Below are 15656 nucleotides of genomic sequence, written 5' to 3' on the forward strand. Positions count from 1 at the left end.
GCGGCTCCCGGTCATTGAAGGGACACATCGGATTGGACGCTTGGTTCAGGAGCGAATTCCGATGACATCGACCGGGCAAGCAAAGCCCTAAATCGCGGCAGGGGCCTGGGTTTTTTTAGACGTTTTTTCGATAGACCGGGCGAGGCTTATTGCCTCGACCGAGCGTCGTGGTGCGAGCACCCGCTCGATGGCTCCGCTGAGCATGTTTTCCAGCAGTTCGTCCTGCTCGCCTTCGTCCAGAGCATGGGGTGAGAGCCAACTCGGGGCGCTGTTAAGCAAGGCGGCAATGGCATGCCCAGCTGCCAGCAGACCTGATTCGCTGAATCGGGAGCGGGCGCCGAGCATCACCAACAACCGGCGTTCGTACTGTTCGCGCAACTGGCGAACCCGCGCCTGTTGCTCTTCATTCAGGCAGCCGCTGTCACGCTCCACCAGTCGAAAGTGCCACGGCATATCGCGGTGCAGGTTCAGGTGCGCGCGGATCAGGCTGTTGAGCCGGTCGCGTTTGGCCGGGGCCTTTTGTTCGATGCGTCCAAGGGTGGCCAACAGCTCTTCGTAAAACTCCTCGATCAGGTCGAGCAGCAAGTGCTGTTTGCTCGGGTAATGGTGATACAACGAGCCCGGAGACAGCCCCAGGCACGTGGCGAGTTCGCGCATGCCGACCTGACCGAAACCTTTGCTGGCAAACAACTCCAGTACCTTGTCCCGGTACTCGGCAAACCGCGAGCAACGCTCAGGCATAGGCATGGAAGCCACGCCCCGTCTTGCGGCCCAGGTAACCGGCGGCGACCATTTCCTTGAGCAGTGGCGCCGGGCGGTATTTGCTGTCATTGAAGCCCTCGTAGAAGGCTTCCATGATCGCCAGCAAGGTGTCCAGGCCGATCAGGTCTGCCAGGGCCAGCGGGCCGATAGGCTGATTGCAACCCAGGCGCATGCCGGCGTCGATATCTTCGGCGCTGGCCAGGCCTTCCTGGAACACCAGGACTGCTTCGTTGATCATCGGCACCAGAATCCGGTTGACCACGAACCCTGGGCGGTTGCCGGCGGTGATCGCGGTTTTGCCCAGCGCGGTCGCCATGTCCAGTGCCAGGGTGTGGGTGGCGTCGCTGGTTTGCAGGCCGCGGATGACTTCAATCAGGCCCATCACCGGTACCGGGTTGAAGAAGTGCAGGCCGATAAAGCGCTCAGGCTGGCTGACGCTGGCGGCGAGCTGGGTAATCGACAGCGACGAAGTGTTGGAGGCAATCACGCACTCGGCGCTGACCTGCGAAGCGATCTGTTGCAGTACCCGCAGTTTCAGCTCGAGGTTTTCCGTGGCGGCTTCGATCACCAGTTGCGCATTGTGCAGGCTGCTGTAGTCGGTGCTGGTGCGGATCTTGTCGAGGGCGGCGAGTTTTTGCTCCGGCGTCAGGGTTTCCTTGGCAACCTGACGATCGAGATTCTTGCCAACGGTCGCGACGGCCTTTTGCAATGCACCTTCGCAGATGTCGAGCAAAGTCACATAGAAACCGGCCAGGGCGCAGACTTGCGCAATGCCATTGCCCATGGTGCCGGCGCCGATCACGCCAATGTGTTGCAGATTCATGTTGCCGTCCTTTCGCTCAAACCCTGCGATACCTTGGCCGTGGTGACAGCCGAAGGCGTACTATTGGCGCGAGTCTAGAGCTGGCAAGGCGGTTGTCCTATGCCGAAACTGTTCAACGGCACTGGTGTTTTTTGCCATTTCGAATGATGGGGAGTGTTGCGTTCAGATGCGGGAAAAGGACTCGGTGGCCGCCTACTTCGTGCAGGCAATGATCCACGGGCTGGGGGACGATCCGCAGCGAGTGCGAGCGGTGCTGGAACAAGCCGGCATCGATCCGGCGCTGATGCAAGAGCCGACGGCGCGGGTTCCGGCCAATGCTTTTGCAGCGTTGTGGCTGATTCAGATCCGCGAACTGAATGACGAGTTCTTCGGACTCGACTCCCATGGCATGCCGCCGGGCGCCTTCGCCCTGATTTGCCGCGCCTTGATTCAGGAGCCCGACCTGCACAAGGCCATGCGGCAGTGCCTGGCCAACTTCGCCCTGTTCCTCCAGGATTTTCGCGGCACGCTGACCGTACGCGGCAAACGGGCCTTCATCAGCCTGGACAGCCAGGCGGCAAACGATGACGTCGGCCGTTTCGGCGAAGAGACGTTCCTGGTGTTGATGATCAGCCTGTTGTGCTGGCTGGGCGGTCGGCGCATTCCCATCGACCGCGCGGATTTCCGCCACGAGCGGGTGTCTCTCAGTGACGATCGCTTGCTCTGGGGACCCAACCTGACTTTTGGCGCCGAACGCACCGAAATCGAATTCGCCAGCCACTACCTGCGCCTGCCGGTGGTGCAGGACCTGGCCTCGCTGAAAGTATTCCTGCGCACTGCGCCGCAATGGCTGGTGATTCGCTTCCGCAACCAGCACGGCCTGGCGTCACAGGTGCATCAGCGCCTGCGCAACAGCCATTACAGCCACTGGCCGACCCTGCAGGCCTTCGCCCTCGAACAGCACCTGAGCCCCAGCACCTTTCGCCGCAAGCTGGAACGTGAAGGCTGTTCCTATCAGGAGATCAAGGACGAAGTGCGCCGTGCGGTGGCCTTCGAGCAATTGCGCCAGAGCCGGGCAAGCATCAGCGACATCGCCGAGCAACTGGGATTTCAGGAGCCGAGTGCATTTCATCGCGCGTTCAAGAAGTGGACGGGGGAGAGTCCTGGGCGGTATCGGGCGAGGTTTCAAGGGGATCGGACCGATGCTTCGGTGGAGCCTGAGGCGTGAGTCTTGCCTTCGATCGCTTCACCTCGCTACTCGACCAGTCCCGGCGCGCTTTGCTGCTTGTCTGGGGTACTTCTCGCGGCCTGTTCCTTGGCCTGGTGCTGGCGACGCTGATCGCCGGGGTGCTGCCGGCGTTGGCAGCGTGGTTGGGGCAGCGCATTGTCGATGCCGTGGTATTTGCCATGCAGTTGCATGCGCAGCAGGGCAGTGCGCCGTTGTGGCCAGTGCTTCGCTATGTGCTGTTGGAAGCCGGGGTGCTGGCGTTGCTGTCTGCCACTCAGCGTGCGCTGTCGGTACAGCAGTCGCTGTTGCGCGTGCAGTTGGGGCAGAAGGTCAACACGATGATTCTGGAAAAGGCCCAGACGCTGTCGCTGGTGCAATTCGAGAATTCCGAGTTCTACGACAAGCTCGTGCGGGTAAGGCGTGAAGCCTCGACCCGACCGTTGGCGCTGGTGATGAAGTCGCTGGGGCTGATCCAGAACCTGATCGTGTTGATCAGCTTCGGTGTGCTGCTCGTGCATTTTTCGCCGTGGGCGTTGGTGCTGTTGGTGGTCGGCGCGTTGCCGGTGTTTTTTGCCGAGGCGCATTTTTCCGGCGATGCCTTTCGCTTGTTCACCCGCCGCGCACCGGAAAGCCGACAGCAGACGTACATAGAGACGCTGCTGTCCCATGAGGCCTACATCAAGGAGGTCAAGCTGTTCGGTTTCGCGCCGCTGCTGTTGCGGCGTTACCGCGAGACGTTCGCCCGGCTCTATGCCGAGGACCGGCGGCTGACCCTGCGCCGCGACGGCTGGGGTTTCGTGCTGGGTCTGCTCGGCACCGGGGCGTTTTATCTGGCCTATGCCTGGGTGGTGGTCGATGCGGTTCACGGCAATATCAGCCTTGGGCAGATGACCATGTACCTGGTCCTGTTCAAGCAGGGGCAGAGCGCGGTGAGCAGCAGCCTGAGCGCCATCAGTGGCCTTTACGAAGATGGCCTCTACCTGTCCAGCCTTTATGAATACCTGGCTGAGCCTGTGGTGGTCGATACCGGGCATCTCACCGTCGGTGCAGTGCCCGGCGACGGCTTGCGTTTCGAGAACGTCGGTTTCCGTTATCCGGGCGCCCGTCATGCTGCGCTGGAAGGCATCGATCTGCACCTTGTACCCGGGCACAGTGTGGCGCTGGTGGGGGAGAACGGTTCGGGCAAGACCACGCTGATCAAGCTGCTGACCCGTCTATACCGTCCCGATCAGGGGCGAATTCTGCTGGACGGCAGCGACTTGCAGGCCTGGGAAGAAGACGCGCTGCGTCGGCGCGTCGGCGTGATTTTCCAGGATTACATCCGCTACCAGTTCTCCGTCGGCGAGAACATCGGCGTGGGGGACACCCTGGCGTTCAACGATGAGCAGCGCTGGCACGACGCCGCCGCCGAAGGCATGGCTGCGCCCTTTATCGAGCGTCTGGATCGCGGCTATGCCACGCAATTGGGGCGCTGGTTTGCCGGGGGGCAGGAGCTGTCCGGCGGGCAATGGCAGAAGATCGCCTTGTCCCGTGCCTATATGCGTCGCGATGCCGATATCCTGATTCTCGACGAGCCGACGTCGGCCCTTGACCCGGCGGCGGAAGCGGCGGTATTCGCGCATTTCAGCCGGCACACCCAAGACCGCATGACCCTGCTGATCTCCCACCGTTTTTCCAGTGTGCGTAACGCCGATCACATCATCGTGCTCGACCAGGGCAGGATTCTTGAACGCGGCGATCACCACAGTCTGGTCGCGGCGGGTGGGCGCTATGCGCAGTTGTTCGACTTGCAGGCGCGGGGTTATCGATAACGATCAGGAGTCCTGCGCACCCCTTGAAACCATCGGCCCGGCGATTTGCGATTTGGCTTTCATCAAGCCGTCGAGCGCCTGGCGATATTGGCTACCGCCCAGGCTCATGCTGTTGTTATGCGTACCGCCGGGTACCAGCAGCAGGCGTTTGGGTTCATTGGCGGCATTGAACAATTGCTGGCTGAAGCGCGGGGGCATGAACGCATCGGCTTGACCGTGAACCACCAGCAGCGGCATGTCGATATCGACGATCTTGTCGATCGAGTCGAACTTCTGCGACAGCAGCCAGCGCACCGGCAGCCAGTTGACGGGCAGGTTGTTGCCGGCCACTTGCGCCACGGCATCGCCCAGTGTGGTGAAGGTGGATTCGATCACCAGACCGCGCACCGGCACCGCGACGTGCTCCTTTTTTGCCTGCGCGGCCAGGTCTGCCGCCAGGTTGACAGCCACCGCACCGCCAAGGGAATGGCCGTAGATCAGGCGTTTGCCGGGATCAGGCTGCATTGCCGTAAAGCGCTCCCAGGCAGCCCGGGCGTCTTCGTAGACGCTGGCTTCCGACGGCAGATCGCCTTTGCTCTGGCCGAACCCCCGGTAGTCGATGGCCAGCACCGAAAAACCCATGGCGCGCAGTTGCTCGATGCGGAACGCCTGGCCGGTAAGGTTCCAGCGCACACCGTGCAGGTAGAGAATCGACGGCGCATCGCGGCGCGCTGCCGGCCACCACCAGGCATGCAGATTTTGCCCGGCCTTGAAATTGGCGGGCTTGATGTCGAACGCCTGAACATCCCCCGGCAAACCGCGATACCAGCTCGCCGTGCCCGGTTCGATGCGGAACAGCAACTCGCGCTCCTTGTACTTGAGCGCGCCGCAGCTCGCCGGCAGGCCGACGACCAGCGCAGTCATGCACAGCAGCGGCAGCCAGCGTCGGCGCAGGCGAGTGAGGGGAGCCGTGGACATCGGGTGTTCCATTGGCACAGACATGAAGTCCGCGTTTTAACAGATGCGTGCGCAGGGCGGGAAAATTTCGACCTGTGGGAGCGAGCCTGCTCGCGAACGCGTCTACACATCCAATACCGGTTTGTCAGACATTCCGCTTTCGCGAGCAGGCTCGCTCCCACAGGCGGGTAGTTTTGCTTCTGCGGATCACTCCACCCGCAGAACAATCTTGCCGACATGATCGCCCGCTTCCATCCGCGCATGAGCCAGCGGCGCTTCGTCGAGCCTGTAAACCTTGTCGATCATCGGCAGGCAGCGACCGGCCGCCAGCACCGGCCATACATGTTCGCGCAATTGCTGTGCGATCGCGGCCTTTTCTTCCCGGGTGCGTGAACGCAATAGCGAGCCGGTGACCGTGGCGCGTTTGGCCATGATTGCCAAGAGGTCGACATCCTTGGCAGTGGCGCCGCCGAGAAAACCCAACATCACCAGCCGGCCTTCGAGGGCCAGGGCCGCAACGTTACGGTTCAGGTACGAGCCGCCCATGATGTCGAGCACCACATGGACGCCCTGGCCAGCGGTTTTCTCGGCGATGACCCGGGCGAAATCCTGATCGTGATAATTGATCGCTTCGGCACCCAGATCGCGAATCACTGCACACTTTTCTTCACTGCCCGCCGTGGCGAAGGCCTCGATGCCGAACTCGCGGCAGAGCATCAGTGCGGTGGTGCCGATGCCGCTGGTGCCGCCATGGATCAAGACCCGTTGACCCTTGCGGGCGCCGCCCATTTCGAACAGGTTGGCCCACACGGTGAAAAACGTTTCCGGAACTGCCGCGGCGTGTTCCCAGTCCAGGCCGTCGGGGATTGGCAGTGTCTGGCTGGCCGGGACCACGCAATACTGTGCATAGCCGCCACCGTTAGTCAGCGCGCAGACCTTGTCACCGACCTTGAACGCGTTGACGCCAGCGCCGACAGCGATCACTTCGCCGGCCACTTCCAGTCCCGGGATCGGGTTCATGCCGGGTTTCATCGGATACTTGCCGGCGCGCTGAATCACGTCGGGACGATTCACTCCGGCGGCACGCACGCGGATCAGTACTTCACCGGCGTCGGCCGTGGGTACCGGCACCTGGCGTGGTTGCAAGACTTCGGGGCCGCCGGGTTGGGTGATGTCGATCAAGGTCATGGTTTGAGGGAGGGTCATTTTGGCTACCTGTCAGGAGTACGAGTTAATTCGGGTCGATTGTTGATCCAGTGTGGGAGCGGGCTTGAGGTGTTCATGCGGTGGTTGGGCTGGCACAGATTTTGTCTTCGCGTCGGGCCCGCAAGTGCACGACCAATTCCAGCAGCAGAGCACCAACAATCGCCCCCGCCGCAATCACGAACATCAATTCATGGCGTCCACCACTGGCATTGAACAGCGCCGAGTACGCAAACCCGGAGATCGCCTGAAAGGTGGCGAACGACACGGTGGCGCGGCTCCAGGCGATCTGTTGTTGATGGTGGTCGGGGATCAGTTCGTGAACCCGGGCCAGTGCCAGTGGCACGATGCCTGGAGGAAACGAGCCGATGATCACCGCCAGCAAGGCCAGCGCCGCGAAAGCGCTGGAAACCGATAGCAGGCCAACCGCAATCGCCTGCACCGCCAGCACCAGCCGGATGCCTGGTTTTGCCCCCAATCGATCGGCCAGAAGACCGTAGCTCACCGGTCCGACAATCGCGCCCAGGCCGTACATCACCCAGATCAGGGCGCCGACGTGTTGCCCCGCACCGAGCCCGCGAACCACGTAATCCACCAGAAACACCATGGCCGGTACCAGCCCGGCCGCCATGAACGCATATTGGGCAAACAGCAGGTAGACACTCGGGTTGATCGTTGCCGGCGCGGACTTGGCGGGCATTACGGCTGTTGCATGGGACGCGGCGGGTGGCCAGGCGAACCAGCTGGCTGCTGTCAGAGCCAGCGCCAGTACGCCCAGGCCTAACCAGGTTTGCTGCAAGCCAAGGCTCAGCAGCGGCGGCACGATTGTCCCCGATCCGGCAATACCCAGGCCAAGACCGACAAAGATCGCGCCACTGGCCAAGCCTTTGCGTGCGGCTGGCACGTGGGGCAGCACCGTTGCCGCCACCAGCACCATGATCGCGCCACCGGCGATGCCGGACAGCAACCGCCAACCAAAAAACCAACTCACCGACAACGGAAAGGCGCAGGCAAAAAACGCCAGGGTCACCGCCAGCATCATCAGCCGTAGTGCGGTTTTATTGGACGTACGTCGAGCCAGAGGATGACCGATCAGCGCACCAATCAGGTAACCCACCAGGTTGGCGGCACCGAGGAATACCACGTCGCTGGCGGAGAACCAGTGGGCTTCGATCAGCGAAGGAATCAGCGGTGTGTAGGCAAACCGCGCCAGGCCGATACTGACCAGGCTGGCGCAGAGGCCGGCGAAGATCGCCAGCCAGATCGCGCTACGTGTTGTGTCGGGGGGAGCTGATGAGCTGGGCATGAGCGTTGTTCTGTGAGTGTTCTCTGGCGTCCAGCATAACGAGGTTATTTGATGCAATAATGCTGCGATTTCACTTTATAGTGATGCACTAATGCATCGCATGGGGAGTTCCATGAACTGGGATGACGCACGGGTATTTCTCGCGGTCTGCCGCGAATCGACACTTCGGGGCGCCGCGCGGGTGTTGGGGGTGGACCAGGCCACGGTCGGCCGGCGGATCGCTGCGCTGGAAAAATCATTGAGCGCGACCCTGTTTCTGCGTACTTCCGAAGGTTATGCGCTGACCGCCGTGGGCGAAGCGGCGATGCGTGCCGTGGAAAAAATGGAGCATTCAGCACTGGAGCTGGAGCGGCGGATTCAGGGCCTTGACGATCGCTTGACCGGTATCGTGCGGGTCACCACGACGGACTCCCTGGCGATCGATTTTCTGATTCCGGCCATTGCCCGTTTGCATCAACACCACCCTGATGTGCGGGTGCAACTGGACGCCTCGACGCAAATCCTCAGCCTGGCCAAGCGCGAGGCCGACATCGCGGTGCGCAATACCCGACCGGATAACCCGGACCTGATCGCCCGGCGAATCGCCCGGTGGCCGGTGGGCCTGTTCGCCTCGCAAGACTACGTGGACGCCCACGGCATTCCGCAGCCGGGATCGGCATTCGAAGGGCATGATCTGGTGGTGTATCAGCCGTATTTGCAGGGCAGCAAAGACATGACGCTGGTCAGTGAGCCGTTGGGGCGTGGTCGGATCGTTTCGAGCCTGAGTTCCAGCCTGCTGGTGCGTCGATCCATCGCCGCGGGAATCGGGATTGGGGAGATTCCGGTGTACGTGGGGGAGAAGGACGGGTTGGTCAGGCTGTGGCCGGAACGCTCCCGGCCAATGCCCTATGACGTGTGGCTGGTGACCCACGCCGACTTGAGGCATACCGCGAGGGTGCGGGCGGTGATTGATGAGATAGTCGAGCAGTTTGCATCTTCCAGCGAACATACCTTGTAGCTCTGTGGGCAATCCCCCTTGTAGGAGCGAGCCTGCTCGCGAAGACATTGGCACATTCACCATTGATGTGTCTGATACACCGCCTTCGCGAGCAGGCTCGCTCCCACAAGAGTTTGTAGGAGTGCTCCTATGGTCAAGGCATTTCAGGCAATTCCTGCGGCCGCAGATCAAACACCAGCACCTCGGCATCCACGCCGTTGCTCAAGGTCAGCACCTGTTCTTCGCGAACCCGCACACCGTCGCCTTCCTGCAAGCGCAGGCCGTTGAGTTCGACACTGCCGCGCGCCACATGCACGTAGGCGTAGCGATGGGCGCCCAGTTCCAGGGTGGCACTCTCCTGGCCGTCGATCAGGCCGGCATACACCCGGGCGTCCTGACGCACCTTCAGCGAACCCTTGTCCCCGTCGGGGGAGATGATCAATTGCAGGCGCCCGCGTTTCTTCTGCGTGCTGAAGTGTTCTTGCTGGTAGCGCGGTTTGGCGCCGCTTACATCCGGCACGATCCAGATTTGCAGGAAGTGCACCGCACGCTTGTCCGAGTGGTTGTATTCACTGTGCGCCACGCCACTGCCGGCGCTCATCAATTGCACATCGCCAGGGCGGATCACCGAGCCGGTGCCCAGCGTGTCCTTGTGTTCCAGTGCGCCGTCGAGTACGTAGGAGAAAATTTCCATGTCGCGGTGCGGATGCTGGCCGAAGCCTTTGCCGGCGGCGACGCGGTCATCGTTGATCACCAACAGATCGGAAAAACCCTGTTCTTTCGGGTTGCGATAGTTGGCGAAAGAGAAGGTATGGAACGACTTCAACCAGCCATGGTTGGCCATGCCACGATCAGAAGCTTTGCGAAGGGTCAGCATGATGGAATCTCCTGTGGGGACGTTGATTCGTCCGAGTGAGGAGAAGGTTAATGTTTACCGAGTGGTGCAAAAAGCAGGTGAAAATTGAAATACTGTCTCGTTCAGGTTGACAGTAATGTTGGCGACGCTGAATCCGCAGTTCGCCATAATGCACAGTAATGCCGAACGCATAACCCTGTGGGAGCAAGCCCGCTCCCACAGAGTTATGTGTTCATCGGCGGAATGACTTATGACTCCAGTGATTTGAACCCATGAAAACCGTGGCAATGGTGCTGTTCCCCAACTTTCTCCTGCTCGACATGGCCGGGCCCATGGATGTGTTTTCCATTGCCAACCGGTACCTCAAACCCGACGACCACTACGTGCTGACGACCATCGGCACCGAACCCGGTGCGTTGCGGGCGTCCAATGGCGTGAGGGTGCTCGCCGATCTGACTATCGATCAGGCCTGTGACGGATTTGATCTGCTGCTGGTGCCCGGAGGCCCCGGTGCCTACAACGAAAAACATCCGCGATTGCTCGACTGGCTCAAGCACAACGTCAGTCGCTCAAAGGATTATGGATCCATCTGCACCGGGGTGTTTGTGCTGGGCCATGCCGGGTTGATCGACGGCTATCGCGTGACCACCCACTGGCACTACACCGAGCGCTTGATTCAGGCTTTCCCCAAGACCACCGTCGAGACCGATCGGATTTTCGTCCAGGACCGCAATCTCGTGACGTCTGGCGGCGTTACCGCCGGCATTGACCTGGCGCTGGCAGTGGTTGCCGAAGACCATGGCAAGAAACTCGCACAGGATGTCGCCAAGGTGTTGCTGGTGGTGATGAAACGCCAGGGCGGCCAGGCGCAGTTCAGCCCGTTGATGGCGGCGGTGGCGCCTCAGGAAACGGCGATCACCCGGTTGCAGAACCATGTGCTCGAGCATCTCGACGAGGCCTTCAGCATCGAACGCATGGCCGGCCTGGCCGCCATGAGCCCGCGTCACTTCGCCAGGGTGTTCGCCCGCGAAGTGGGCATGACGCCCATGGCGTTTCTGCAAAGTGCGCGCATAGATTGCGCTCGCAACCTGCTCGAAACCACAGAGTTGCCGCTCAAGACCGTGGCCTTCAAAAGCGGCTTCGGCAGCGTGCGGCACATGCGGTTTCTGTTCGGTGAGAAGCTTGGTCTGACCCCGACCCAATACCGCGAGCAATTCAACTGACGTTCTTGGCCGTGATGCGCACCGTAATGGCCGTGACGCTCCCCCCGTGACGGTTGTACGGTCGCCGAGGCCTGCCAAGATAGCCTTGAACTCATAGCAAGGAGGGTACCGTCCGGGTGTGTGCCAGGCAGGCTCCCTGCGGGTGAAGGTCAATGATTAGCCTTGGATACATAAATAGCGACACCGTACTGCGCTTCGGTCCCTATGCGTTCCACCTCCATCAGCGATTGGTGCTGGAAGGCGATCAGCCGCTGCGCCTGGGTGGACGGGCCCTGGATATCCTCCAGGTGCTGGTCGAGCACGCGGGCTCGGTGGTCAGCAAGGACGAATTGATCGCCAAGGTCTGGCCGAGGTCGGTGGTCGAGGAAATCAATCTGCGGGTGCATATTGCCGCGCTGCGTCGAGCCTTTCGCGATGGCGAGGGCGGTCACTGCTACATCGTCAACATTCCCCAGCGCGGCTACAGCTTCGTCGCGCCGGTGCAACAGGCATCGGAGCTCATGCCGATCCCTTGCGCCCCTGCGCACAAGCCCCAACACAACCTGCCGGCACGGCTGACGTCGATCACCGGACGTGATGCGGTGGTCGGCAGTCTGGTCCGGCAGTTGCCGATACGGCGCTGCATGACCCTGGTCGGGCCCTGCGGTATCGGCAAGACCACTGTCGCCCTGCGCGTCGGCGAACTGCTGTTGCAGCACTATCGCGATGGCGTGTGGCGTGTGGACCTGGCGATGATCGATGATCCGGCGCAGGTGGAAGATCACCTGACGCGCGCCCTGGCGCTGGAAACCGGTACTACCCTTGACGTGCTGAGGCAACGGCATGCGCTGTTGATCCTCGATAACTGCGAACACTTGCTGGAGCGCTGCCGGGTCCTGGTCGAAAGGCTGCTGGACTCGGCGCCGCGCCTGTCGATTCTGATCACCAGCCGTGAACCGCTGCTGGCCACTGGCGAAACGCTATTGGCGCTGCCACCGTTGGTGGTACCGCCGATATCGGCGTTGCACAGTGTCGACGAAGTCATGGGCTATTCGGCAGCGCAGTTGTTCGTCAGCCGAGCACGTGCCCGTCAGCAAGGATTTTCCCTGCGCGAGCAGGACCTCAGGGCCGTGCGCGAAATCTGTCGACGGCTCGATGGGTTGCCCCTGGCGATAGAACTGGCGGCGGCGCAGATCGATGCGCTGGCGCTGGTGGGCTTGCAAGCGCAACTGGATAACTGCTTTCAACTGTTGACCCAAGGCCGGCGCACGGCAGTCCCCCGGCATCAGACTCTCAAGGCCGCCCTGGACTGGAGTTACGAACGGCTGAGCCCGGTGGAGCAAACCGTGTTGCAGCGCCTGGCGGTGTTCAAGTCGGCGTTCACCCAGGACGCGGCGATGGGCGTGGTCAGTTGCGCCACACTGCTGTCCGCCAACTTGAACAAGGTGCTGGAAAGCCTGGCGCTGAAATCGCTGTTATCGCGCGAGCAAGCCAGTGGGGTAACCCGCTACCGCTTTCTCAACACCACCCGCGGTTACGCCCTGGAAAAACTCGAACACAGTGGCGCCTTGCGCACCTTCGAAATGCGTTACGCCGACTACATCAGTCAGTCACACCGACGGTCAGGCCGGCAGGTGGTCCTGCAACTCGCCGAGTAATCGGCGCACAGCAATCAGGTCTGGCGTGGCATGCCCTTCGGTGAAGCGCTGGTAGATCGGCGCTAACAGTTCATGTGCCTGCCGGTGGCGACCCTGACGCTGCCAAAGCCGCGCCAGCGAAGTGGCGCTGCGCAGTTCCCAGGCCAGGGCGCCTTGAGTGTTTGCTATGTCGAGCGCCTTGAGCAGCAGGGGTTCGGCGTCACGGTTTTTTACCGGGCAATCGGCTGCCAGCAGCGCATCGGCGCGGGCCCGCAGAATCTCCGCGGTGCTCCAGCCCGCCGCGCCACTGTTGGCGCGTTGCAGCAAGTCGTCATCGACGAAGCCGGTGTCCAGGGTCACCATGATTTCCTTGATCAATCCGACACCCGCCAGTCGCGGCGGGGGGGCGTCAGAACTGTCCATGACCTGCGCATAGTGTTGCGCAAAGGTGTAGAACGGCAGCACCGAGTGTTTGCGCGACTGTTCCAGCAGCAGGCCCAACAGTTCGCGGGAAGTGCGGGTGTCGCCATTGTAGTGGGCGATCAGGCAACCCGAGAGCGCCAGGGTGTAGCAGATAGAGGTGCCATGGTTGATCTGCAGGGCAATGTTCAGCGCCTGTCGTGCCGTACGCCAGGCCTGATCCGGCAGACCCTGTATCCAGAGGACGCGCGCCAGAATGGTGAGGGCGGCGACGCTCTGGTCGTACTGCACGCCAAAGCCATGGGTGAAGCGGTTGAGATGGCCGCTGTGGGCCATGCGCTGGAGCACCTCTTCGGCATTGAGCCGCGCCCGTGATTGATCCCCGGCAAAGTGCAGTGCCAACACCCGCAAACGATGGGTGCTGAGGGACAACACAGGGTCGCCGGACACTCCCAAGCGGTCAAATTGCCGGCTCTGCTCCAAGGCCATCCGATAGTTGCCGCAGAGGAGATTGACGGCCAGATACCCGGAAACGGCGCGCAGTTCTCCAACCACGTCATTGCACTGCCTGGCGAGGGTTCTGGCGGTGACGAAAGCGCCGATGGCTTCAGTGGTGCCGCCCTGAGCGTGGTAGCAGGCGCTGCCGAGAGCCAGTTTCAGAGCCATTTTCAGGTGCGGGCAGGGTTCCAGCGTCGCATCGAGCAAGGCCAGGGCCTTGCGCACATGACCGCCGTGCTCCCTGGGCAGCGACAACTCTTGCCACAGTGGTGCGGACGCCGCGGTCAACCGGATGGCCAGTGTCTGCGGGCCCCGGGCATCGAGGCCCCAATCGAGGGCCGCGCGGATATCTTCCAGGCCACGGGCGTACCGCTCGATCCACAGCGCTGTCGGTATCCGCTCCCACTCTTTCTGCGCCTGTTGCATCAAGACCAGGCAACGTTCGGCATGGCGCTCGCGGGTGCCGGACAGCTCGCTGGTCTGCTCGAGTTTTTCCAGGGCATAGCTACGGGTGGTATCGAGCAGGCGGTAGAACACCTCTTCGTCGCCGACGTCCACGCTCAGCAGCGACTTGGCCACCAGTTGCGTGATCGAGCCAAACACCTCGCGCGGTTCGATATGCCCGCCGACGATCACCGCCGCGGCCGACTCAAGGTTAAAGCCGCCGCGGAAGACACTCAGTCGACGCAAGCAGGTCTGTTCGCAGGTGCTGAGCAGTTCGAAGCTCCAGTCCAGTGTGGCGCGCAGGGTTTGATGCCGGCCGAGCGTCGTGTTGCTGCTGTGGGTGAGCAGGCGAAAGCTGTCCTGCAGTTGCGCCAGCAAGCCAGCGAGGCCGAGGCTGGCGACTTGCGCGGCCGCCAGTTCCAATGCCAGGGGTATGCCGTCGAGGCGTCGGCAGATGTCGATCAACAGCGGCAACTCGGCATCGCTCAGTTCGAAGCTGTCGTGACTGGCCATGGCCCGCTCGACGAACAATTGCGGCGCGGAAAAGCTCAGCGCCTGGGCACGGTCCAGCACGGCAATGGGCGGCGGGCAGTCCAGGGATTCCAGGCGCTGGACGAATTCGCCCTCGGCACGCAGGCCCTCGCGGCTGGTGGCGAGAATTTGCAGTTGCGGCGCGCCACGCAGCAGGCTTTCACAGAGAAGAGCCACATGGTCGATCAGGTGCTCGCAGTTATCGATGACCAGCAACATCTCCCGCTCGTGCAGGAACAGGGCGAGGCTGTTCAGTGGTTCGGTCTCGTGCAGGGACAGGCCCAACAACGCGGCCAGGTGACCGGCGATCATCAGCGGATCATTGATCGGCGCCAGGTCAAGCAGACGAATGCCGTCGCGGTACCGGCCGATCAACTGTTCGGCGACGCGCAAGGCCACGGTGGTCTTGCCGATGCCACCGGGGCCGACCAGGGTGATGAAGCGCTGGCGCGGCAGTTGCGTCATCAGGTTGTCGACCAATACCTGACGACCAATCAGTCGGGTGCGGCGCAGGGGCAGGTTGTGTCCGCTCGAAGGCGGACTTTCGCTGGCTGGCTGCTGCTCGACACGCTCAAGCGAGCAGGGTGCCACGAAACTGTAGCCACGCTGAGCCACCGTGACGATGTAGCGCTGGCCGGCCTGACCGTCGCCGAGGGCCTTGCGCAGGGCCGCCATGTGCACCCGCAGGTTGATCTCTTCCACCACGGTATCGGGCCAGACTTCGGCGAGCAGTTGTTGTTTGCTGACCACGTTCCCGGCGTGTTTGAGCAGGATCAACAGGATGTCCATGGCCCGTCGACCCAGGCGCAGGGGCTGGTCGGCCTCCAGTATCAGGCGCTGCCCGGGGTAGATCCTGTAAGGGCCGAAATGTACAGCTTGTACGAGGGAAAGGGACAACGGGTAACTCCTGCTTGCATCCGTCTGAATCGCGGTTCTGGAGCATATTCTCAGGTTTTCTGATCCGCGCAATGTGCCGTTTGGATGACTGCGGGGTGCCTGTTGCGACTGCAGCGTTCCAAAGACCTTAACGCACGCCCGTCTTTA

At 62.0% G+C, this 15656-nt stretch carries 12 protein-coding genes; 5 read left to right on the forward strand and 7 right to left on the reverse strand.

Going from position 1 to position 15656, the window contains the following annotated elements:
- Positions 1-87: 87 nt before the first annotated feature.
- Both AC07ZE_RS11050 and AC07ZE_RS11055 read right to left on the reverse strand, forming a co-directional pair.
- Positions 88-747 (reverse strand): TetR/AcrR family transcriptional regulator, encoded by a 660-nt coding sequence (locus AC07ZE_RS11050; protein ID WP_207264278.1) that lies wholly within the window; start codon positions 745-747, stop codon positions 88-90.
- Positions 734-1585, reverse strand: coding sequence for a 3-hydroxybutyryl-CoA dehydrogenase (locus tag AC07ZE_RS11055; RefSeq protein WP_207264281.1), 852 nt, complete (start codon positions 1583-1585; stop codon positions 734-736). Before AC07ZE_RS11055 ends, AC07ZE_RS11050 begins: the two co-directional genes overlap by 14 nt.
- A 166-nt stretch (positions 1586-1751) precedes the next feature.
- Between AC07ZE_RS11055 and AC07ZE_RS11060 the strand changes: the two genes are divergently transcribed.
- Together AC07ZE_RS11060 and AC07ZE_RS11065 are read left to right on the forward strand one after the other, a co-directional pair.
- Entirely contained in the window at positions 1752-2792 is a 1041-nt protein-coding gene (locus AC07ZE_RS11060) for an AraC family transcriptional regulator (RefSeq protein WP_207264283.1), read from the forward strand.
- Complete coding sequence (locus AC07ZE_RS11065) at positions 2789-4603, forward strand: ABC transporter ATP-binding protein (protein WP_207264285.1); 1815 nt, start codon at positions 2789-2791, stop codon at positions 4601-4603. Before AC07ZE_RS11060 ends, AC07ZE_RS11065 begins: the two co-directional genes overlap by 4 nt.
- A gap of 3 nt (positions 4604-4606) precedes the next feature.
- Here AC07ZE_RS11065 and AC07ZE_RS11070 read toward each other — a convergent pair whose 3' ends face one another.
- From AC07ZE_RS11070 to AC07ZE_RS11080, 3 genes are all read right to left on the reverse strand, one after another.
- On the reverse strand, positions 4607-5560 hold the full coding sequence (locus AC07ZE_RS11070; protein WP_207264287.1) for an alpha/beta hydrolase: 954 nt from the start codon (positions 5558-5560) through the stop codon (positions 4607-4609).
- Between the two features lie 186 nt (positions 5561-5746).
- A complete protein-coding gene (locus tag AC07ZE_RS11075) occupies positions 5747-6745 on the reverse strand; it encodes an NAD(P)H-quinone oxidoreductase (protein ID WP_207264289.1) in 999 nt (332 codons plus the stop codon).
- A gap of 73 nt (positions 6746-6818) precedes the next feature.
- Positions 6819-8048, reverse strand: a complete 1230-nt coding sequence (locus AC07ZE_RS11080; protein ID WP_207264291.1) for a YbfB/YjiJ family MFS transporter — start codon at positions 8046-8048, stop codon at positions 6819-6821.
- A gap of 112 nt (positions 8049-8160) precedes the next feature.
- On the opposite strand from AC07ZE_RS11080, the gene AC07ZE_RS11085 reads away from it, so the two are divergent.
- Complete coding sequence (locus AC07ZE_RS11085; RefSeq protein WP_207264293.1) at positions 8161-9045, forward strand: LysR family transcriptional regulator; 885 nt, start codon at positions 8161-8163, stop codon at positions 9043-9045.
- Positions 9046-9178: 133 nt separating this feature from the next.
- On the opposite strand, the gene AC07ZE_RS11090 is transcribed toward AC07ZE_RS11085, so the two are convergent.
- On the reverse strand, positions 9179-9901 hold the full coding sequence (locus tag AC07ZE_RS11090; RefSeq protein ID WP_207264295.1) for a pirin family protein: 723 nt from the start codon (positions 9899-9901) through the stop codon (positions 9179-9181).
- A gap of 251 nt (positions 9902-10152) precedes the next feature.
- Here AC07ZE_RS11090 and AC07ZE_RS11095 point away from each other — a divergent pair, with 251 nt between their 5' ends.
- Both AC07ZE_RS11095 and AC07ZE_RS11100 read left to right on the forward strand, forming a co-directional pair.
- Entirely contained in the window at positions 10153-11103 is a 951-nt protein-coding gene (locus AC07ZE_RS11095; RefSeq protein WP_207264297.1) for a GlxA family transcriptional regulator, read from the forward strand.
- 152 nt (positions 11104-11255) lie between these two features.
- A complete protein-coding gene (locus AC07ZE_RS11100; RefSeq protein WP_207264299.1) occupies positions 11256-12740 on the forward strand; it encodes an ATP-binding protein in 1485 nt (494 codons plus the stop codon).
- On the opposite strand, the gene AC07ZE_RS11105 is transcribed toward AC07ZE_RS11100, so the two are convergent.
- On the reverse strand, positions 12705-15509 hold the full coding sequence (locus AC07ZE_RS11105; RefSeq protein ID WP_207264301.1) for an ATP-binding protein: 2805 nt from the start codon (positions 15507-15509) through the stop codon (positions 12705-12707). The genes AC07ZE_RS11100 and AC07ZE_RS11105 overlap by 36 nt on opposite strands.
- Positions 15510-15656 lie beyond the last annotated feature (147 nt).

Source organism: Pseudomonas sp. GW101-3H06 (genome assembly GCF_059424605.1).